We start from the raw sequence: 21321 nt of genomic DNA on the forward strand, positions 1-21321 counted from the left end.
TGGGGGGACGATAGAAGGTGCCACAAGCACTGTCAGTTGTTACCGCCTAACAAGGAGCGGAAGTTGACCACCGAGTTCGTGCGCCAGGATCTGGCCCAAAACTCCTCTACTGCAGCCGAACCCGACCGGGTGAGGGTCATTCGGGAGGGGGTTGCCTCCTACCTTCCGGATATCGATACCGACGAGACCGCGGAATGGCTCGAGTCGTTCGACGAGTTGCTGGAGCGATCCGGTCCGGCGCGGGCCCGGTACCTGATGTTGCGACTGCTCGAGCGCTCACGCGAGAAGCGCGTCGCCATCCCGGCCCTGACGTCGACCGATTACGTCAACACCATCCCGACCGAACTGGAGCCCTGGTTCCCCGGCGACGAGGACGTCGAGCGACGTTACCGCGCCTGGATCCGGTGGAACGCGGCCATCATGGTGCACCGCGCTCAGCGTCCGGGAGTCGGTGTGGGCGGCCATATTTCGACGTACGCGTCGTCGGCGTCGCTGTATGAGGTCGGTTTCAACCACTTCTTTCGCGGCAAATCCCACCCGGGCGGCGGCGACCAGGTCTTCATCCAGGGTCACGCCTCCCCCGGCATCTACGCCCGGGCCTTCCTGGAAGGCCGGCTGACGACCGACCAACTGGATGGTTTCCGTCAGGAGCACAGCCACCCCGGCGGCGGCCTGCCGTCGTACCCGCACCCGCGACTCATGCCGGATTTCTGGGAATTCCCGACGGTGTCGATGGGCCTGGGCCCGATGAATGCGATCTACCAGGCCCGGTTCAACCACTACCTGCACGACCGCGGCATCAAGGACACCTCCGATCAGCACGTGTGGGCGTTCCTCGGCGACGGTGAGATGGACGAGCCGGAGAGCCGCGGCCTGATCCAGGTGGCCGCCAACGAAGCGCTCGACAACCTGACCTTCGTGGTGAACTGCAACCTGCAGCGCCTGGATGGTCCGGTACGCGGCAACGGCAAGATCATCCAGGAGCTGGAGTCGTTCTTCCGCGGCGCGGGCTGGAACGTCATCAAGGTGGTGTGGGGCCGCGAGTGGGATGCGCTGCTGCACGCGGACCGCGACGGCGCGCTGGTCAACCTGATGAACACCACGCCCGACGGGGACTACCAGACCTACAAGGCCAACGACGGCGCCTACGTGCGCGATCACTTCTTCGGTCGCGATCCCCGCACCAAGGCCCTGGTCGAGCCGATGACCGATCAGGAGATCTGGAACCTCAAGCGCGGCGGTCACGACTACCGCAAGGTTTATGCCGCCTACCGCGCCGCGATGGAGCACAAGGGCCAGCCGACGATCATCCTGGCCAAGACCATCAAGGGCTACACCCTGGGCAGCCACTTCGAGGGGCGCAACGCGACGCATCAGATGAAAAAGCTTGCGCTGCAAGACCTCAAGGATTTCCGCGACGTCACCCGGGTGCCGATTTCCGATGCCCAGCTCGAGGAAGACCCCTACCTGCCGCCGTACTACCACCCGGGACCGGAGACCCCCGAGATCCGGTACCTGCTGGACCGTCGCCGCGCCCTGGGCGGGTTCGTACCGGCCCGGCGCAACAAGACGACGCCGCTGGCACTACCGGCGGCCGACACCTACGCGGCGCTGAAGAAGGGCTCGGGCAACCAGTCCGTCGCCACCACGATGGCGACGGTGCGCACGTTCAAGGAACTGTTGCGGGACAAGAACATCGGTCCGCGCCTGGTGCCGATCATCCCCGACGAGGCCCGCACCTTCGGCATGGACTCGTGGTTCCCCAGCCTGAAGATCTACAACCGCAACGGGCAGCTGTACACGTCGGTGGACTCCGCACTCATGCTGGCTTACAAGGAATCCGAGGTCGGCCAGATCCTGCACGAGGGCATCAACGAGGCCGGGTCGACGGCGTCGTTCACCGCGGTGGGCACGTCGTACTCCACCCACAACGAGCCGATGATCCCGATCTACATCTTCTATTCGATGTTCGGGTTCCAGCGCACCGGCGACGGTCTTTGGGCGGCCGCCGATCAGATGGCCAAGGGCTTCGTGCTCGGCGCGACGGCCGGGCGCACCACGCTGACCGGTGAGGGCCTGCAGCACGCCGACGGTCATTCGCTGCTGTTGGCGTCCACCAATCCGGCCGCGGTGACCTATGACCCGGCGTTCGCCTACGAGATCGCCCACATCATCGAGAGCGGCCTGCAGCGGATGTACGGCGAGCACGCCGAGAACGTGTTCTTCTACATCACCATCTACAACGAGCCCTACGTGCAGCCCGCCGAGCCGGCCGGTCTGGACACCGAGGCCCTGTTGCGCGGCATGTACCGCTACCGGCAGGCGCCCGAGAAGCGCACGAACACCGCTCAGATCCTGGCGTCGGGCGTGTCGATGCCCGAGGCGCTGCGCGCCGCGGACATGCTGGCGGCGGAGTGGGATGTGGCCGCCGACGTGTGGTCGGTGACCAGCTGGGGCGAGCTCAATCGTGAAGGCGTGGAGATCGAGCGGCACCGGCTGCGCCATCCGGATCAGCCCGCCCGCACCCCGCACGTCACCAGCGCGCTGGCCGATGCCGCCGGCCCGGTGGTGGCGGTGTCGGACTGGATGCGTGCGGTGCCCGAGCAGATCCGGCCGTGGGTTCCCGGTACCTACATCACCCTGGGTACCGACGGCTTCGGCTTCTCGGACACCCGCCCGGCGGCGCGGCGCTTCTTCAACACCGACGCCGAGTCGGTCGTGGTGGCAGCGCTGGAGGGCCTGGCCCGTGACGGGGAGATCGATCCTTCGGTGCCCATCGCGGCGGCCAAGCAGTACAAGATCGACGACGTGTTCGCCGCAGCGGTGTCCTACGTCGACACCGGCAGCGCCTAGTCGAGGGCTCCGAGGGCTGTCTCTCTTAAGGGAGCGACAGCCCTCGGAGCGGCGCTCTTGGAGGAATCCACCAGAATCTTGGCGTAGCTTTTAGGGATGGCTGACAAGCGGTTCGTGCCGCCCAAATCGACCGTCGAGGTCCTTGAGAGCGTGCCCGAGTCGACGCTGCGCCGGTTGAAGCAGTATTCCGGCAGGCTGGCCACCGAGGCGGTCCACGCCATGGCCGAGCGCCTCGACTTCTTCTCCGATCTCGACGCATCGCAGCGCGCGAGCGTGCAGTTAGTCGTGCAAACCGCCGTCGTGAACTTCGTCGAGTGGATGCGCGACCCGGAAAGCGACGTCTCTTACACCGCGCAGGCCTTCGAGGTGGTGCCACAGGACCTGCGGCGCCGGATCGCCCTACGCCAATCGGTCGAGATGGTCCGGACCTCGATGGAGTTCTTCGAAGAGGTGGTGCCGATGCTGGCCCGATCCGAAGAGCAGCTCAACGCGCTGACCGCGGGCATCCTGCGCTACAGCCGGGACCTGGCGTTCGCGGCGGCCAGCGCGTATGCCGACCAGGCCGAGGCCCGCGGGGCCTGGGATCTGCGGATGGAGGCCAACGTCGTCGACGCCGTGGTGCGCGGGGACACCGGACCCGAGTTGCAGTCCCAGGCGGCGGCACTGAACTGGGACGCGACCGCTCCGGCCACGGTAATCGTGGGTCTGCCGCGTCCGGACCGGCTGGATCTTGCCCGCGACGACATCCACGACGTCGTGAAGCGCCATGACCGGGCGGCACTGTCCGACGTGCACGGGACCTGGCTGGTAACGATTGTGTCGGGCCCCCTGTCAGCAACCGACCGCTTCCTCGTCGACCTGCTGTCGGTGTTCGCCGACGGCCCGGTGGTAGTCGGGCCGACGTCCCCAGCCCTGACGGCTGCGTATCGCAGCGCCACCGAGGCGATCTCCGGCATGAACGCGGTGGCCGGCTGGCCCGGCGCACCCCGCCCGGTGTCAGCACGCGAGCTTCTGCCCGAGCGGGCCCTGTTGGGAGACGAGACTGCGATCGCCGCACTGGAAACCGAGGTCATGCGCCCATTGGCCGACGCCGGCCCGGCGCTGACGGAGACGCTCGACGCGTTCCTCGATTCCGGGGGCGCCATAGAAGCTTGTGCACGCAAATTGTTCGTTCATCCAAACACGGTGCGCTACCGGCTCAAACGGATCGGCGACTTCACCGGCCGCGATCCGGTCGTTCCCCGGGACGCCTACGTGCTGCGGGTTGCGTCGACGGTCGGCAGATTGAGCAAACAGGCATACCAGCCGAGCACGCCATATGGTGGTAGCGCCGCCATCTCGGCGATTCGCCCGGCTCATTCCACTCGGCAGCGGGCCTGATCTTGAATCACTTGCCGCCGAAGAGGCCTGTGCCAGATTGCGCTGCGATATAGGGAACGTCGCATAACATGCACTTTTGTGGGGAACCTACAAAAACATAAGACAAGGTTCATAATCTCTTACACCCCACAAAACCGTCTTCACAGTGTTCTCTTAATGACGTGCCTCAACCCGTGCTCGCATTGCTTGCCCCCGGACAGGGATCGCAGACGCCCGGCATGCTCTCCGCTTGGCTGGAGCTGCCCGGTGCGGCCGATCGCCTCGCCACGTGGTCGCAGATCAGCGGCCTGGACCTGGCGCGGCTTGGAACCACCGCCACCGCCGAGGAGATCACCGACACCGCGGTGACCCAGCCGCTGGTCGTGGCCGCCACCCTGCTGGCGTATGAGGAACTGACCAAGCGGGGCCTCCCCCAGACCGCTGAGACCATCGTCGCGGGCCATTCCGTCGGCGAGATCGCGGCCTACGCGATCGCCGGCGTCATCTCCGCCGATGATGCGGTCAAGCTGGCCGCCACCCGTGGCGCCGAGATGGCCAAGGCCTGCGCGGTCGAGCCGACCGGTATGTCCGCGGTGCTCGGCGGCGACGAGGCCGAGGTGCTGGCCAGGCTGGAGTCACTCGACCTGGTCCCCGCCAACCGCAACGCCGCGGGCCAGATCGTGGCCGCCGGAGCGGTCGCCGCGCTGGAGAAGCTCGCCGAGGATCCGCCGGCCAAGGCCCGCGTCCGTCAGCTGGCCACCGCAGGCGCATTCCACACCCAGTACATGGCCTCCGCGCTGGAGGGCTACGCCGCCGCCGCCGAGTCTGTAACGACCACAGAGCCCACTGCGACACTGTTGTCGAACGCGGACGGCCAGCCGGTCGCCTCGGCCGCCGACGCGATGGAGAAGCTGGTGTCCCAGCTGACCAAGCCGGTGCGCTGGGACCTGTGCACCGCCACCTTGCGGGATCGCTTCCAGGGCGCCGAGCGCGCCGGGATCGTCGAGTTCCCGCCGGCGGGCACCCTGGTCGGCATCGCCAAGCGTGAACTGAAGGGCACACCGACGCGCGCGGTCAAGACCCCAGCAGACCTGGATGGGCTGGACGAGCTGTAAGTCCTGCGACAACTGAATAGCAGCATCAACCGAACGTCCCATATGTCCTCCGCACCCGGAGGGCTGTCAACAACAAGAAGGAGCCATTGTGGCCGCCAGTCAAGAAGAAATCATCGCCGGTCTCGCCGAGATCATCGAAGAGGTCACCGGCATCGAGCCGTCTGAGGTGACCCCCGAGAAGAGCTTCGTCGACGACCTGGACATCGACTCGCTGTCGATGGTCGAGATCGCCGTGCAGACCGAGGACAAGTACGGCGTGAAGATCCCCGACGAGGATCTGGCCGGCCTGCGCACCGTCGGTGACGTGGTCTCCTACATCCAGAAGCTCGAAGAAGAGAACCCCGAGGCCGCCGCCGCCCTGCGCGAGAAGTTTGGCTCGGAATGACAAAACCTTCCACTGCTAACGGAGGCTTCCCGAACGTCGTGGTGACTGCCGTGGAGGCCACCACGGCGCTCGCTGCTGACATCGAGAGCACGTGGAAGGGCCTCCTGGCCGGAGAAAGCGGCATCCGTGAGTTGACCGACGACTTCGTCACCAAGTGGGACCTTCCGGTGCGTATCGGTGGTCACCTCGTCGACGACATCGACAGTCACCTCACCCGCATCGAGTTGCGCCGTAATTCCTACGTGCAGCGCATGTCTCTGGTGCTGGCCCGCCGGCTATGGAAGAACGCTGGTGCGCCCGAGGTCGATGCTGATCGTTTCGCGGTCGTGATCGGCACCGGTCTCGGCGGCGGCGAGAAGATCGTCGAGACCTACGACGCGATGAACGAGGGCGGGATCCGCAAGGTCAGCCCGCTCGCCGTTCAGATGATCATGCCCAACGGTGCGGCCGCGGTCGCCGGCCTGGAGCTGGGCGCCCGTGCCGGGGTCATCACCCCGGTGTCGGCGTGCTCGTCGGGCTCTGAGGCCATCGCCCACGGCTGGCGTCAGATCGTGATGGGTGACGCGGACTTCGCCGTGGTCGGCGGCGTGGAAGGCGGTATCGAGGCCCTGCCGATCGCAGCGTTCTCGATGATGCGCGCCATGTCGACCCGCAACGACGATCCCGCGGGTGCGTCCAGGCCGTTCGACAAGGATCGCGATGGCTTCGTGTTCGGCGAGGCCGGCGCGATGATGATCATCGAGACCGAGGAGCATGCCCTGGCTCGTGGCGCCAAGCCGCTGGCCCGCCTGATGGGTGCCGGCATCACCTCGGACGCCTTCCACATGGTCGCTCCGGCGGACAACGGCGTTCGCGCCGGTGCCGCGATGAAGCGGGCTCTGGAAACGGCCGGGCTGGATGCCAAGGACATCGACCACGTCAATGCCCACGGCACGGCCACCCCGATCGGTGATACTGCCGAAGCCAATGCCATCCGGGTTGCCGGATGTCAGAACGCTGCGGTGTACGCGCCGAAGTCGGCCCTCGGTCACTCGATCGGTGCCGTCGGTGCCCTCGAGTCGGTGTTGACGGTGCTCGCCTTGCGGGACGGGGTGATCCCCCCGACGCTGAACTACGAGACACCGGATCCCGAGATCGATCTCGATGTGGTTGCGGGCGAGCCTCGTTATGGCGACTACAAGTACGCCATCAACAACTCGTTCGGGTTCGGTGGCCACAATGTGGCTCTGGCCTTTGGGAAGTACTGAGGACGGGCAGACGTCCGGTAGGTAACCCCGAGGGTAAAACCGAGGGAATGCACGGAAGGAAGAACTCCGTAAATATGGCGGGATTGTCCACCGGGAATGGTTTTCCCAATGTGGTTGTCACCGGCGTAGCCATGTCAACGGCGCTGGCAACCGATGCTGAAAGCACTTGGAAGAAGCTGCTCGACGGGCAGAGTGGCATCCGCACTCTCACCGATTCGTTCGTCGAGGAGTACGACCTACCGGTTCGCATCGGTGGTCATCTCCTGGAGGACTTCGATCACGAGTTGTCGCGGGTAGAACTGCGCCGACTGTCATATTTGCAGAAGATGTCGACGGTGATCGGCCGCCGGGTCTGGGCCAACGCTGGCTCCCCGGAGGTCGATACCCGACGGCTCATGGTGTCGATCGGCACGGGCATGGGCTCCTCCGAGGAGCTGGTGTTCGCCTACGACGGCATGCGGACCAAGGGATTGCGCGCTGTGTCGCCGTTGGTGGTGCAGATGTACATGCCCAATGGTGCGGCGGCGGCCGTCGGGCTGGATCGCAAGGCCAAGGCCGGGGTGTCCACCTCGATCTCGGCCTGCGCTTCGGGGTCCGAGGCGATCGCCAACGCCTGGCGCCAGATCGTGCTCGGCGAAGCCGATATTGCGATCTGCGGTGGTGTCGAGACCAAGATCGAAGCAGTGCCGATCGCCGGCTTCGCGCAGATGCGCATCGTGCTGTCCAATACCAACGATGATCCGGCAGGTGCCTGTCGGCCGTTCGACAAGGACCGCAACGGCTTTGTGTTCGGCGAGGGCGGCGCCCTCATGGTCATCGAGACCGAGGAGCACGCCAAAGCGCGTGGCGCCAACATCCTCGGCCGCCTCATGGGGGCGAGCGTGACCTCCGACGGCTACCACATCGTGGCGCCGGACCCCAACGGTGAGCAGGCCGGTTATGCCATGACCCGGGCCATCCAGTTGGCGGGTCTGCAGCCCTCAGACATCGACCACATCAACGCGCATGCCACCGGCACCAGCGTCGGCGATGTGGCCGAGGGGAAAGCAATCAACAATGCGATGGGCGGCCACGTGCCCGCGGTCTACGCGCCCAAGTCCGCGCTCGGCCATTCGGTCGGTGCGGTCGGTGCGGTGGAGTCCATCCTGACGGTTTTGGCGCTGCGAGACGGCGTCATTCCTCCGACGCTCAACTTGCGCAACCTCGATCCGGAGATCGATCTGGACGTGGTGGCCGGTGAGCCGCGGCAAGGCGACTTCAAGTACGCCATCAACAATTCGTTCGGATTCGGTGGGCACAACGTCGCGCTCGCCTTCGGAAAGTACTGAGAACCCGAACTACGGCGCCCCAGAGCTTTCCACTAAAGGAGACCTACATGACGATCATGGCCCCCGAAACCGCCGCCGAGTCGCTCGACCCCCGCGACCCGCTGCTGCGCTTGCAGACCTTCTTCGATGACGGCAGCGTCGAGCTGCTGCACGAGCGGGACCGCTCGGGCGTGCTGGCGGCGGCCGGCACGGTCAACGGTGTTCGCACGGTGGCGTTCTGCACCGATGGCACCGTGATGGGCGGCGCCATGGGCATCGAGGGCTGTGCCCACATCGTCAACGCCTACGACACCGCGATCGAGGAGCAGAGCCCGATCGTCGGCATCTGGCACTCGGGTGGTGCGCGGCTGGCCGAGGGCGTCAAGGCGCTGCACGCGGTCGGCCTGGTCTTCGAGGCGATGATCCGGGCGTCGGGTTACATCCCGCAGATCTCTGTGGTCGTCGGATTCGCCGCGGGCGGTGCGGCTTACGGTCCCGCCCTGACCGACGTGATCATCATGGCCCCGGACAGCAAGGTGTTCGTCACCGGTCCGGACGTGGTGCGCAGTGTCACCGGCGAGGACGTCGACATGGTGTCGCTCGGCGGACCCGACGCCCACCACAAGAAGTCCGGTGTGTGCCACATCGTCGCCGACGACGAGCTCGATGCCTACGAGCGCGGCCGCCGTCTGGTCGGATTGTTCAGCCAGCAGGGTCATTTCGATCGCAACAAGGCCGAGGCCGGCGACACCGACCTGGCCGCGCTGATGCCCGAGTCGGCTCGCCGCGCCTACGACGTGCACCCGATCATCGAGGCTCTGCTCGACGAGGGTGTGCCGTTCGAGGAGTTCCAGGCCAAGTGGGCCCCGTCGATCGTGGTCGGCCTCGGTCGCCTGGCCGGCCGGTCTGTCGGCGTCATCGCCAACAACCCGCTGCGTCTCGGCGGCTGCCTGAACTCTGAAAGCGCCGAGAAGTCGGCCCGTTTCGTGCGGCTCTGCGATGCCTTCGGCATTCCGCTGGTGGTCGTCGTCGACGTTCCGGGCTACCTGCCCGGCGTGGATCAGGAATGGGGCGGCGTGGTCCGTCGCGGCGCCAAGTTGCTGCACGCCTTCGGCGAGTCCTCGGTCCCCCGCGTCACCCTGGTGACCCGCAAGATCTACGGCGGCGCCTACATCGCGATGAACTCGCGGTCGCTCAACGCCACCAAGGTGTTCGCCTGGCCGGACGCCGAGGTGGCCGTGATGGGCGCCAAGGCCGCCGTCGGCATCCTGCACAAGCGCAAGCTGGCGGCAGTCGAGGATGCCGCGGAGCGGGATGCCCTGCACGAGGAGCTCGCCATCGAGCATGAGCGCATCGCCGGCGGTGTGGATTCGGCGATCGAGATCGGCGTGGTCGACGAGAAGATCGATCCGGCTCACACTCGAAGCAAGCTGACGCAGGCGCTGGCCGAGGCCCCGCACCGGCGCGGCCGCCACAAGAACATCCCGCTGTAACTCTTCAGCTGGCGCGAATGGCCAGTTATTGCACATTTCAGGCCAATAGCCGTGCAATAACCGGCCATTCGGCGTTTCAGCGGGTGGTGTAACCGCCGTTGGCGAAGATGGTCTGCCCGTTGATCCAGTGGCCCTCGTCGGCCAGGAACACGACCAGCGGGGCGATGTCGGTGATCTCGGTCAGCCGGTTGCCCATCGCCTGCGACTTGTGGAATTCGACCCGCTCCGGGGTCTCCTGCGGGTAGAAGAACGGCGTGTCCATCGGGCCGGGGGCGACGTTGTTGACGTTGATGCCGCGGACGCCGAATTCCTTGGAGGCGGCCCGGGTGAAGTGTTCGACGGGACTCTTGGAGCCCGCGTAGGTCGAGTACCCGTCGGTGTAGGCCGCCAGCAACGCGGTGACGATGGTGACCACCGAACCGTTGTCGTTCAGCCGCTTGCCTGCCTGTTGCAGAAAGAAGTAGGCCGCCTTGGCGTTGATGTCGAACATCGAATCATATTCGGCCTCAGTGGTTTCCACGAACGGCTTCCGCAGTACCTTACCGACGGTGTTGATCGCGATGTCCACACTGCCGAAGGCGTCGATGGCCGTGTCGAAGAGTTTCTCAACATTGGCCGGCACCGTCAGGTCGCCCTGCACCTTGACCGCCTTCACCCCGGCGGCCTGTACTGCCGCCACCGTCTTGTCGGCGTCGGCCTCGCTGGAGGCACTGTTGTAGTGAACCGCGACGTTGACACCCCTCGAAGCCAACGTCGCACTGATCAGACCACCCAGGTTTTTCGCACCCGCGGCAACAATTGCAGACTTTCCCTCTAGTTTGCTCATGGCCTCGACGCTAGTCAGACCATCAACAAATGAAAAACGCAAAATTCCGACGTTTTCACAAGCATTGCTTGTCGATAGAGTGGGGTGGTGTCAGCACATCTCCCCGATCTGCGCCGGCTTCGCCACTTCGTCGCAGTCGCCGAGGCAGGCAGCTTCACCTCCGCGGCAGCAACACTGCACCTGAGCCAGCAAGCTTTGAGCAGCTCGGTACAGCAGCTGGAAAAGGAGTTGGCAGCAGCACTTTTCGTGCGTGTCGGCCGCCGTGTCGCCCTGACCAGGGCGGGCGATCTGTTGCTCGAGGAGGGACGTACGTTGCTGGCCGCGGCACGCACTCTGGCCCAGCACGTCGAACGGACGGCCACCGGCGCCGAGGAGAACTACGTCGTCGGCCACACGCCCGCTCTGAGCGGAAGCGAGGTGTACGAAATCATGGAATCCGCCATCGAAGAGTTCGCCGAGACGTCGTTCACGTTCCGTCAGCTCTACCCCGACCAGTTGACCGACGGCGTGCTCGACGGCACCGTTCAACTCGGGTTGCGCCGCGGCGTGGTGCCCACCAACGTGCTGTCGACCGCGGTGGTCGGGTATCACCGGGTACGGCTGGCTGTGCCGGCCACCCACCGGCTGGCCACGCGCGACGTGGTCGACATCCGGGATCTCGCTCACGAACGGCTGGCGCTGTGGGCGCCGCCCGGCAGCTCCTACTACAGCGACTTCCTGTTGAGCGCCTGCCGCCGCGCCGGGTTCGAACCGGACTACGTGGTCAGCCGGGTGCAGGGCTCGGCCACGGTTACCGCTCCCCTGACCACGGGCGCGATCGCATTCGTCACCGCCCCTGCCGGTTCCGTGATGGGCGGCCGCGTGGCGGTGATCGATCTGGAACCGGAGCTCCTGGTGGGTGCCCAGGCGATGTGGCAACGCCACACGAGTTCAGCGGTGCGCGATGCGCTGCTGGCCCAGTCGTAGCCAGACCAGAGTCCTCAGCGCCGACTACTCGACTTCCCCGAATTCAGCGATCATCTCGGCGGCCACGCCGGCGGCACGGTCCCCGTCGGCGCTGACCAGCCCGATACGCGTGCGCCGGTCCAGGATGTCGTCGGCACTCAGCGCGCCCTCGTGGGTGACGGCGTACTCGAATTCGGCACGGATGACGTCGATTCCCTCGGCCACCGGTTCGGTGGGTCGGGCGCACCGCGCCCGTGCGATCACGTTGGGCGCCTCGGCCCCGTACCGGGCGACCAGCGAGGACGGCAATGCGTGTTCGGATCGCAGGGTGGACACCGGATTGGCCGGTGCGCCGACGAGCGGCAGGTTGGCGGTGCGGCAACCCGAGGCGGTGAGCCCGCGCAGCGTTAAGGCCCGGTCGAGCACATCCTGGGCCATGTAGCGGTATTCGGTGAGCTTCCCGCCGATGATGCTGATCACCCCGCTCGCCGACTCCACCACCGCGTGCTCGCGGGACACGTCGGCCGTATTGCCCTGCCCGGTATCGATCAGCGGCCGCAGCCCGGCATACGCGCCCCGCACGTCCTCGGTGGTCAGGTCGGTGGCCAGCGCGGTGTTGACGGTGTCCAACAGGAAACGAATCTCAGCCGGAGTGGGTTGCGGCACATCGGGTATGGGCCCCGGGGCATCTTCGTCCGTGAGCCCCAGGTAGACCCGGCCGAGCTGTTCAGGCATGGCGAAGACGAACCGGTTCAACTCCCCCGGTATCGGAATGGTCAGGGCCGCGGTGGGATTGCCGAACGCGGCGGCATCGAACACCAGATGTGTTCCGCGACTGGGCCGCAGCGTGAGCGCCTGGTCGAGATCGCCGGCCCATACACCGGCGGCGTTGATCACCATCCGCGCGGTCGCGTCGAAGGAATCGCCGGTCAGTTCGTCGGTCAGGCGTACCGAGGTCGCGCCGGCGGCGCCTGCCGACACCCTCGTCAGGATGCGGGCCCCGTGCTGCGCGGCGGTGCGGGCGACCGCGGTCACCAGGCGGGCGTCGTCGATGAGCTGGCCGTCATACGCCAGGTAGCCGCCGTCGAGGCCCTCGGTACGCACGGTCGGCGCCAGTTCGGCGGCCCGGCGGGCGTCCACCCGGCGTGAGCGTGGCAGGGTCGACGCGCTGGTCCCGGCGAGCCTGCGCAGGCCGTCGCCGGCCACGAATCCGGTGCGCACCAACGCACGTGACCCGCGACCCATCGACGGCAGCAGCGGCACCAGCTGCGGCATGGCCTTGACGAGATGAGGTGCGTTGCGGGTCATCAGGATTCCGCGTTCGATGGCACTGCGGCGGGCGATCCCGATGTTGCCGGTGGCCAGGTAGCGCAGTCCGCCGTGCACGAGTTTCGAGCTCCACCGACTGGTCCCGAAGGCCAGATCGTGCTTTTCGACCAATACCACGCTCAGACCCCGCGTGGCGGCGTCCAGGGCGATGCCCGCACCGGTGATCCCACCACCGATCACGATGACGTCGACCTGCTCGCCGTCGGCGAGTGCTGCCAATTCGGTTGTGCGCCTTGCGTGGTTGAGCGCCGTCGGGCCGGTCATCATGCCAGGTATCCATTCAGTGCGTGGGTGAGCTCCACCGCCAGGGCGTCGGCGTCGAGGATGGGCTCGACCATCTGTGCGGACTGGATCGCCGACTGGGTGATCAGCAGGCACATGGTCGCCAGCTGACGGGGATCACCTGCCCGGACCCGGTTGGGTACCGAGCTCACCTCCTGGGCGAGCTTGAGTTCCCCGGCCAGTGCATCGATCAGGATCTGCTGGCTGGTGCCCAGCCGCTCGGCGATGTAGACCATGGCAACCTCCGGCGCCGAGTGCAGCACCGCCATGATCACCTCGTCGTGACGCAGCCGCGTGGCCACCGTCACGATGCGGTCGACCAGCGCCGCCCGGCCGGGGCCGCCCACCTCGGTCGTATCGAGGACTCCGACGACCCGCGCGGTGAGCAGCGCAGCCAGGATTGACTGGGTGTCGGGGAAACGCCGGTACACGGTCGGGCGGGAGACCCCGGCCCGGCGGGCGATCTCGGCCAGGGTCACCCGGTCCACGCCGAAGGCCAGCACGCAGCTCGCGGCGGCATCCAAGATCTGGTCGCTCAGCGATCCCTCGTTACTGATTGACATCATGTGTAATACTGTAACGCATGACTCAGCCGGCCGAACAGTTTCTGCCTCCGATGAAATGGAATGCCTGGGGCGATCCGGACGCGGCCAAGCCGCTGTCCGAAGGGATCCGCTCCCTGCTGCAACAGGCGCTGGGCGTCGACGCGGCTCCGGCGGCAGAGCCGACACCCGAGCAGGCGCAGTTGCAGCCGTCGGCCCTGTCCGATGGCGATCGTGAGGCCCTCGCCGCCATCGTCGGCTTACCACACTGCGGCACCGACACCATGTCACGGCTACTGCACGCCGGAGGCAAGTCGACGTTGGACCTGTTGCGCCGCAATGGTTCCGGTGTCCAGGATGCGCCCGACGCGGTCCTGCTGCCGGGTACTGACGACGAGGTCGCCGCGATCCTGACCTACTGTTCCGAACACAGCATCGCGGTCGTCCCGTTCGGCGGGGGGACCAGCGTGGTGGGCGGCCTCGATCCGTTGCGCGGCGACTTCGCCGCGGTCGTGGCGCTCGATCTGCGCCGGTTCGACGCGCTGCACAGCCTCGACGAGGTGAGCGGCGAGGCCGAACTGGGTGCAGGCGTCACCGGACCGCAGGCCGAGGCCCTGCTCGGCGCACACGGCTTCTCGCTGGGCCACTTTCCGCAGAGCTTTCAGTTCGCCACCATCGGCGGGTTCGCCGCCACCCGGTCCTCCGGCCAGGATTCAGCCGGCTACGGACGTTTCGACGACATGGTCCGCGGCCTCCGCGCGGTGACCCCGGCAGGGACGCTCGAGCTCGGCCGCGCCCCGGCCTCGGCGGCCGGCCCGGATCTGCGCCAGCTGATCCTCGGTTCGGAAGGGGTGTTCGGTGTCATCACCCGGGTCCGGGTTCGCGTGCACCCGGTACCCGAGACCACGCGCTACGAAGCCTGGTCCTTCCCGGATTTCGCGACCGGCGCCGAGGCGCTGCGAGCGGTCATCCAGACCGGCACCGGACCGACAGTGATCCGGCTGTCCGATGAGGCCGAGACCGGGGTGAACCTGGCCACCACCGACAGCATCGGCGAGCAGAGCATCACCGGGGGCTGCTTGGCCATCACGCTGTTCGAGGGCACCGCGGCGCACACCGAGAGCCGCCACGAGGAGACCCGCGCAGTCCTGGAAGCCCAGGGCGGCACGTCGCTGGGCGAGGCCCCGGCGCGAGGCTGGGAGCACGGCCGGTTCAACGCACCGTATCTGCGTGATTCACTGCTGGCCGCCGGTGCATTGTGCGAAACACTGGAGACCGCCACCACGTGGTCCAACCTGGGCACGCTGAAGGCCGCGGTCACCGAGGCCCTCACCACCGCGCTCGCCGAATCCGGCACGCCGGCACTGGTGATGTGCCACATTTCGCATGTGTACCCCACTGGCGCCTCGCTCTACTTCACGGTCGTCGCCGCCCAGCGCGGCAACCCGATCGAGCAGTGGCAGGCCGCGAAGACCGCGGCCTCCGAAGCGATGGTGCGCAACGGCGGCACCATCACCCACCACCATGCCGTCGGCGCGGACCACCGCCCGTGGATGCGGGACGAGATCGGAGACCTCGGCGCCCAGGTATTGCGCGCTGTCAAGGCCACATTGGATCCGGCAGGAATCCTCAACCCGGGCAAGCTGATTCCGTGAATCGGGTCACGGTTCTGACCAATCCCCTGTCGGGACATGGCAATGCGCCGCATGCGGCCGAGCGGGCGGTAGCGCAGCTCCAGCGGCGCGGCATCGACGTGTGCGCCATCGTCGGGACCGACGCCGCGCACGCCCGCCGCCTGGTCGACGAGGCACTCGACCGCGGCACCGACGCCCTCGTGGTCGTCGGAGGCGACGGGGTGATCTCGCTGGCCCTGCAGGCGCTGGCCACCGGCGATATCCCACTGGGCATCGTCCCGGCCGGGACGGGTAATGACCACGCACGCGAATATCGTTTGCCGACAGGCGATCCCGAGGCCGCGGCCGACGTCATCGCCGACGGCCACACCGAGACGGTCGACCTCGGTCACATCGAGGATTCCGCCGGCACGGTCAAGTGGTTCGGCACCGTGATGGCCGCCGGGTTCGATTCGCTGGTCAGCGACCGAACCAACCGGATGCGGTGGCCGCACGGCCGGATGCGCTACAACGTGGCGATGGTCGCGGAGATCTCGAAGCTACGGTTGCTGCCGTTCCGGCTCACGTTCGACGACGGCCCGGAGATCCGCACCGACCTCACCCTGGCGGCGTTCGGCAACACCCGCAGTTACGGCGGCGGCATGTTGATCTGCCCGGGGGCCGACCATTCGGACGGACTGCTCGACGTCACGATGATCACGTCGGCATCCCGCACCAGATTGATCCGCTTGTTCCCCACGGTTTTCAAGGGCACCCACGTCGATCTCGACGAGGTGACCACCAAGCGGGCCAAGATGATCCACGTGGAATGCCCAGGGATAAACGCTTACGCCGACGGGGATTACGCAGCCCCGTTGCCGGTCACGGTGTCCGCGGTGCCGGCCGCACTGCGCTTACTGGCGCCCAAGCAATCCTGAATGAACTCGACCATGCAGTCGCGGGCCTCCCGGCTCTCCGGCAGAAACGGCAGGAACGCCGGGAAAGCGTGGAGCTGACCGGGCCAGACCTTGAGCGCGCACGACCGCCCCGCATCGGTCAGCACTTCATGCATGCGTTCGGCATCGCAACGCAGTGCCTCCGATTCCGCCGCGATGATCAGGCTGGGCGGGAAATCGGTGAGCACTCCGTTGACCGGTGACAGGGCATGACCGTCCGACTCCTTGGGGCCGACGCATTCGACGATCATCGGCAGGGCAAGTCCGATTCCCATCCTGTCCTCGGCGAAGTTGGGATGGCCGGAGCGGCGTTCTCCGTCGAGTTCGAGCAGCGGGCTGACCCCGATGACGCCCGCGGGCGTACCGACGTTGTGCGCCTGGGCAGCGAGAACGGTTGCGAATGCGAGGAATCCACCTGCCGAGTCACCTGCCACGATGGTGTTGGCCGGCTCCGCGCCCTGGTCCAACATCCAGCGGTAGACGCGCAGGCAGTCCGTGACGGACTCGTCGACGGTCACATCAGGGTGCTGCCGATACTCGACGTGCACCACGGGAAGTTGGGTTCGCCGGGCAAGTGCGACCACGACGTGCTGGTGGGTGTCGAAGCCGCCGAGAAAGAATCCTCCGCCGTGCAGATAGAGGATGGCGCCGTCAGACAGGGGGCGGTGAGCAGCTTCGGCGGTGCGGATGGTCTCCACGGTGACGCGCCCCAGCGTGATCCGGCTGACCCGCAGCCCTCGCTTCGGGCGCAGTCGCTGGAGCCGCGCGAACGCATTGATGCGACGACCGATTGCCGCGAGACGATCCTCGGCAGATCGACTCCCTTGATAGGCGACGGATCGACGTACCTGGACGAGGAGGGTTCGGCGGGCGATGCCGTAGCACGCCCGGGATCTGCGACTCGGGCGTCGGGTCGACAGTGCGGCGGCCGGTAATACCATCCAAACTCCTTCGGGTTACTTCGGCGATCCCAGGGCGGCAAGCAGTTTCACCAGGTGTCCGAATGCGTCGGTGAACGGCCGTGCCGGCACCGAGGGATCGATGGCCCGCTGGATACCGAGGCCGATCCCGGCGCTGAGCAGCAGACTGCCGAGATCCTCGAGGCTCGCTGCCACGTCGCTGTTCACCAATTGCGTTTCGGTGAGGCCCAACTCGGCAGACATCGACCTGACTACGTCGATGACCATCTGCGCGGCCTCGTTGCGCAACGCCGTGATCATCTGGGCCAGCTCGGCATTGTTCCGCGACAGGACCGCGAATTCGAGTTCGAGCATGGTCCAGCCGACGTCGCCTGCGGTGCGCTCCAGCCAGGCGCTCAACGCCTCCACGCGGGTGTCCAACTCGGCATCTGATATCGCGAGCTCGGCCATCTCGGCGAACTTCTCGCGATGGATCAGCTCGAGGACGTCGCGGCAGAGGTTGGGTTTACTGCCGAAGTTGGAGTACACGGCGCCCTTGGAGAAGCCCGCGTCGTCGGCGATGTCTTCGAGGCTCGTGGCGGCATACCCGTGGCTCAGGAAGCGCTTTTTGGCGGCCTGCAACAGCTCGGCCCGCGTCTGTTCCTGGCGTTGAGCCCTGGTCAGCCGCGGCATGCGCTGATGATAGAGCGCAGGAGACTTCGGGTATTGATTTAACTCAAAGTATTCAGATACCGTCAGTATCCGAACGGTCGTGAAGCGACTTCAGGGGAGGCATGACGTGCGGTTTTCACAGCGGCAAGCGCCGGTGGACGGCGCGGTGGTGATCATCACCGGTGGGGCGCGGGGCATCGGCGCCAAGACAGCAGAGCTGTTCTCGGCCCGTGGCGCCACGGTATGGATCGGAGATGTCGATGGCGATGTGGCCGCGACGACCGTGGCCGGTATCCCCGGCTGCCGGGCGGCCTACCTCGACGTCACGCAGCGGTCGTCGTGGGAGGGTTTCGTCTCCGACGTCATCAGGGAATCGGGCCGCGTCGACATCCTGGTCAACAACGCCGGGGTCATGCCCCTCGGAGCCTTCGATGCCGAACCGGAGTCCACCACTGACCTGATCCTCGACGTCAACGTTCGTGGCGTCCTCAACGGCATGCGCGCCGTGGTCCCGTCGATGGTGGCCCGCGGTCGCGGTCACGTCGTCAATGTCGCGTCGATGGCGGGCATGATCCCGATCCCCGGCATGGTGACCTACAACGCCAGCAAGTTCGCCGCACTCGGCGCGTCATTGGCCGCACGGCGCGAGTACGCGGGCACCGGGGTCACCGTGTCGGCAGTGCTGCCGTCGGCGGTTCGAACCGAACTCACCTCGGGCGTACAGCTCGGCAACGGCCTTCCCACAGTGGATCCCGATGACGTCGCGCGCACGATCCTCAAGACTGTCCGCACTCACGCCGCCCGCACGTCGGTGCCGGGTTGGGTCGCTCCCGGATGGGCCCTGGTGGACGCGTTGGTACCCGAAGCGCTCCAGAGCGCGGTGCGTGCCAGGATCGACGACCGTCGCGCTCTGACCGCCCTCGACGCGCGCGGCCGATCCAGCTACCAGCAGCGTCTCGACCGGCAGTCGAAAGCACATGCCGCACAGTCCGATTCCGAGGTGACACCATGACCAAGGCACTGGCGATCGGCTGCGGTGGGACCATCGGAGGGGCGTGGACAGTCGCGGCGCTGCATGCACTGGCCGAAGCAACCGGATGGGATCCGCGCGACGCTGCCGTGCTGCAGGGCACCTCGGCAGGAGCCGAGCTTGTCACGATGCTCGGCGGCGGTGCCACGGTGGACGATCTGATCTCGATGCAGCGCGGCACCTCTACCGATGAGCGCCTGCGTCGCCACATCGCGGACACACCACCCAGCCTGCCGCCGATTCCTGTGCCCCGCCTGCTCAACCCCCGGCTGCTCGTCAGCCAAAAGGGTCTCGCCGCCGCCACCGGTATCGCCCCTGTCGGTCGAGGCAACACCGACTGGTTGCAGCGCCTTGCCGACGGATTCTCCGAGGGCACAGGTTGGATGCGACACCCCGGTGCCCGGATGGTCGCGTTCGACTACCAGCGCGGCGAGCGGGTCGTCTTCGGAGCGCCAGGTGCGCCGCAGGCCACCGCAGGGGAAGCCCTACGCGCATCCTGGGCGGTCCCCGGCTGGATGCCACCGGTCTCGATCGACGGCAGGAACTTCGTCGACGGTGGCGCCGCCTCGACGGCATCGGTCGATCTGATCGGCCCCGAGGAAGCCGAGATCATCTGCGTGATCACTCCCATGGCCTCCGAACCGGGAACGCGCGCACCGGGACTCGGCGGAAGGCTGGAGCGCGGTCTGCTGCGCCGGCCGATGTCGGTGGGCCTGGACCGCGAAGTGGCGGCAGTGCGGGCGCGTGGCACGCAGGTCGTCCTCGTCCGGCCCGATGCGGCAGATCTCGCAGGCCTGGGTGCCCACTTCATGCGCCGTGACCGGCGGCAGTCGGCGTTCGAGGCATCGATGCTCACCGCACCCACCACCGTCCGGCGGGCGCTCGCCGTCAGCGAGGAGGCTCGATGAGCCGCGAAGTCCGCATCGTCATCATCGGCGCGGGGATGGCCGGAATCGCCACCGCCTACACACTTCAGCAAGCCGGATTCACGAATTTCACCATCCTGGAAAAAGGTTCGGACGTCGGCGGCGTCTGGCACTGGAACCGCTATCCGGGACTCACCTGTGACGTACCGTCGCAGATCTACCAGTTCTCGTTCGCACCGAAACCGGATTGGAGCCACATCTGGGCCACCGGTGAGGACATTCAGCGCTATCACCGCGATGTCATGGAACGGTTCGGACTCGACGCCCATCTGCGGTGCGACACCGAAGTCACCGAGGCGCGTTACGACAGCACCGCCACGGCATGGACACTCACGACGGCCGACGGCGACACCCTGACGGCCGACTTCGTCATCTGCGCCACCGGGGTGCTGCATCATCCGTCGATACCCGACATTCCCGGCATGGACACCTTCGGCGGGCAGATCGTGCACACCGCCCGGTGGGATCCGGAAGTGGAGACCGACGGTCGACGCATCGCCGTCATCGGTACGGGATCGACCGGCGTGCAGGTGGTTTCGGCGCTGCAACCCAAGGCCCGCACACTGTTGCACTTCGCCCGATCCCCGCAGTGGATCCTGTGGGCACCGATGTCGCTACGGCAGTCGTCGGTGCTCGCCAAGGTCCTGCATCGGCGGCCGGGATGGCACGACTTTCTCTTCCGACGTCTGCAGTGGGGATCCAACATCCTCGCCGACGTCGTCACCACGCCCTCGTGGCGGCGCAAGCTGGTGCAGTCCTACGCCCGGTGGAGCCTGGCCGCCCAGGTCCGTGACCGTACGCTCCGGGCCAAACTCACTCCGGACTATGAACCGCTGTGTAAACGGCAAGTGGTCTCGGGCACGTACTACCGCGCCATCAAGCGCCCCAACGCCAGCCTGGTCGACGATCCCATCCAGGAATTCACCCCGACGGGTATCCGCACCGCCGACGGCACGCACCACGACGTCGATGTCGCGGTGCTGGCCACAGGTTTCCAGGCACACAACTACATGCGACCGATGACCGTCGTGGGCCGCGACGGGATCACCATCGACGAGGCATGGGTCAAGGGCCCACGGGCGTACCGCATGACGACGATTCCCGGGTTTCCGAACCTGTTCACCGTGCTGGGCCCGAACTCACCGACGGGGTCGATCCCGCTGCAGTACTCGGCCGAGTGCACGGCCGGCTACATCGTGGCCTGGCTCAAGCGGTTTGAGAACGGCGAACTCTGCGAGGTCGAGGTCACCGAAGAGGCCACCGACGAGTTCAACGCCGCCGTCGCCGATGCGCTCGGGCCGACGGTCTGGAACACCGGATGCAATTCGTGGTACTTCACCGACGCCGGAACCATCGACCTGTGGCCGTTCGACCGGGCTACCCTCACGCGCATGTTGTCCGCGCCGGACCCCGCCCACTACCGGATCAGGTGACGGCGGGACTTCGCAGTGCCGCCCCACTCTCGGCGAATCGGCGTGTTTGCCCGACACCGTGAACGGCACGCGGTACGTTTCGTCTGGGTCGGGGTTCTGAGTGGAGTGG

The 21321-nt window shown here is 66.8% G+C and carries 18 protein-coding genes; 13 read left to right on the forward strand and 5 right to left on the reverse strand.

The features are described 5' to 3' along the window. The first annotated feature begins 63 nt into the window (after positions 1-63). From aceE to AC4ELS_RS28420, 7 genes are all read left to right on the forward strand, one after another. Positions 64-2853: a pyruvate dehydrogenase (acetyl-transferring), homodimeric type gene (gene aceE / locus AC4ELS_RS28390; protein ID WP_448443300.1), complete on the forward strand. Its 2790-nt coding sequence runs from the start codon at positions 64-66 to the stop codon at positions 2851-2853. A gap of 96 nt (positions 2854-2949) precedes the next feature. Continuing rightward, on the forward strand, positions 2950-4233 hold the full coding sequence (locus tag AC4ELS_RS28395) for a PucR family transcriptional regulator (protein WP_463791318.1): 1284 nt from the start codon (positions 2950-2952) through the stop codon (positions 4231-4233). Positions 4234-4406: 173 nt separating this feature from the next. Continuing rightward, the gene (locus tag AC4ELS_RS28400) at positions 4407-5327 is read left to right on the forward strand and encodes an ACP S-malonyltransferase (protein ID WP_499050813.1); all 921 of its coding nucleotides are present in this window, start codon (positions 4407-4409) and stop codon (positions 5325-5327) included. Between the two features lie 88 nt (positions 5328-5415). After that, entirely contained in the window at positions 5416-5712 is a 297-nt protein-coding gene (gene acpM, locus AC4ELS_RS28405; RefSeq protein ID WP_003884427.1) for a meromycolate extension acyl carrier protein AcpM, read from the forward strand. Then, positions 5709-6959 carry a 3-oxoacyl-ACP synthase KasA gene (gene kasA / locus AC4ELS_RS28410; protein ID WP_448443302.1) on the forward strand — a complete coding sequence of 417 codons (1251 nt, stop codon included), beginning with the start codon at positions 5709-5711 and terminating at the stop codon, positions 6957-6959. Before acpM ends, kasA begins: the two co-directional genes overlap by 4 nt. 74 nt (positions 6960-7033) lie before the next feature. Continuing rightward, positions 7034-8287: a 3-oxoacyl-ACP synthase KasB gene (gene kasB / locus AC4ELS_RS28415; protein ID WP_448443304.1), complete on the forward strand. Its 1254-nt coding sequence runs from the start codon at positions 7034-7036 to the stop codon at positions 8285-8287. A gap of 47 nt (positions 8288-8334) precedes the next feature. Next, positions 8335-9759, forward strand: a complete 1425-nt coding sequence (locus tag AC4ELS_RS28420) for an acyl-CoA carboxylase subunit beta (protein ID WP_064878014.1) — start codon at positions 8335-8337, stop codon at positions 9757-9759. 76 nt (positions 9760-9835) lie between these two features. Here the strand turns inward: AC4ELS_RS28420 and AC4ELS_RS28425 are convergent, their stop codons facing one another. Beyond that, positions 9836-10585: an SDR family oxidoreductase gene (locus AC4ELS_RS28425; protein ID WP_491840519.1), complete on the reverse strand. Its 750-nt coding sequence runs from the start codon at positions 10583-10585 to the stop codon at positions 9836-9838. An 87-nt stretch (positions 10586-10672) separates the two neighbouring features. Between AC4ELS_RS28425 and AC4ELS_RS28430 the strand changes: the two genes are divergently transcribed. Continuing rightward, positions 10673-11551: a LysR family transcriptional regulator gene (locus AC4ELS_RS28430; RefSeq protein ID WP_498886295.1), complete on the forward strand. Its 879-nt coding sequence runs from the start codon at positions 10673-10675 to the stop codon at positions 11549-11551. Between the two features lie 24 nt (positions 11552-11575). Here AC4ELS_RS28430 and AC4ELS_RS28435 read toward each other — a convergent pair whose 3' ends face one another. Further along, positions 11576-13123 carry a glycerol-3-phosphate dehydrogenase/oxidase gene (locus AC4ELS_RS28435; protein WP_498886391.1) on the reverse strand — a complete coding sequence of 516 codons (1548 nt, stop codon included), beginning with the start codon at positions 13121-13123 and terminating at the stop codon, positions 11576-11578. Continuing rightward, positions 13123-13707 (reverse strand): TetR/AcrR family transcriptional regulator, encoded by a 585-nt coding sequence (locus AC4ELS_RS28440; protein ID WP_064878020.1) that lies wholly within the window; start codon positions 13705-13707, stop codon positions 13123-13125. Before AC4ELS_RS28440 ends, AC4ELS_RS28435 begins: the two co-directional genes overlap by 1 nt. 50 nt (positions 13708-13757) lie before the next feature. On the opposite strand from AC4ELS_RS28440, the gene AC4ELS_RS28445 reads away from it, so the two are divergent. Together AC4ELS_RS28445 and AC4ELS_RS28450 are read left to right on the forward strand one after the other, a co-directional pair. Beyond that, positions 13758-15338 (forward strand): FAD-binding oxidoreductase, encoded by a 1581-nt coding sequence (locus AC4ELS_RS28445; RefSeq protein WP_499050815.1) that lies wholly within the window; start codon positions 13758-13760, stop codon positions 15336-15338. Then, positions 15335-16234 carry a diacylglycerol kinase gene (locus tag AC4ELS_RS28450; RefSeq protein ID WP_463804927.1) on the forward strand — a complete coding sequence of 300 codons (900 nt, stop codon included), beginning with the start codon at positions 15335-15337 and terminating at the stop codon, positions 16232-16234. Before AC4ELS_RS28445 ends, AC4ELS_RS28450 begins: the two co-directional genes overlap by 4 nt. Here the strand turns inward: AC4ELS_RS28450 and AC4ELS_RS28455 are convergent. Together AC4ELS_RS28455 and AC4ELS_RS28460 are read right to left on the reverse strand one after the other, a co-directional pair. Continuing rightward, entirely contained in the window at positions 16159-17193 is a 1035-nt protein-coding gene (locus tag AC4ELS_RS28455; protein WP_498886293.1) for an alpha/beta hydrolase, read from the reverse strand. The two genes, AC4ELS_RS28450 and AC4ELS_RS28455, sit on opposite strands and share 76 nt — an antisense overlap. 15 nt (positions 17194-17208) lie before the next feature. Continuing rightward, complete coding sequence (locus AC4ELS_RS28460) at positions 17209-17844, reverse strand: TetR/AcrR family transcriptional regulator (RefSeq protein ID WP_064878028.1); 636 nt, start codon at positions 17842-17844, stop codon at positions 17209-17211. Between the two features lie 106 nt (positions 17845-17950). Between AC4ELS_RS28460 and AC4ELS_RS28465 the strand changes: the two genes are divergently transcribed. Genes AC4ELS_RS28465 through AC4ELS_RS28475 form a run of 3 tightly spaced genes read left to right on the forward strand, consistent with a single transcriptional unit; the run spans position 17951 to position 21212 of the window. Next, complete coding sequence (locus AC4ELS_RS28465) at positions 17951-18835, forward strand: SDR family oxidoreductase (protein ID WP_448443318.1); 885 nt, start codon at positions 17951-17953, stop codon at positions 18833-18835. Continuing rightward, a complete protein-coding gene (locus tag AC4ELS_RS28470) occupies positions 18832-19761 on the forward strand; it encodes a patatin-like phospholipase family protein (RefSeq protein WP_448443320.1) in 930 nt (309 codons plus the stop codon). Before AC4ELS_RS28465 ends, AC4ELS_RS28470 begins: the two co-directional genes overlap by 4 nt. After that, a complete protein-coding gene (locus tag AC4ELS_RS28475; protein WP_448443322.1) occupies positions 19758-21212 on the forward strand; it encodes a flavin-containing monooxygenase in 1455 nt (484 codons plus the stop codon). The genes AC4ELS_RS28470 and AC4ELS_RS28475 overlap by 4 nt, the downstream gene beginning before the upstream one ends. Positions 21213-21321 lie beyond the last annotated feature (109 nt).

Source organism: Mycobacterium shunyiense (assembly GCF_058270035.1).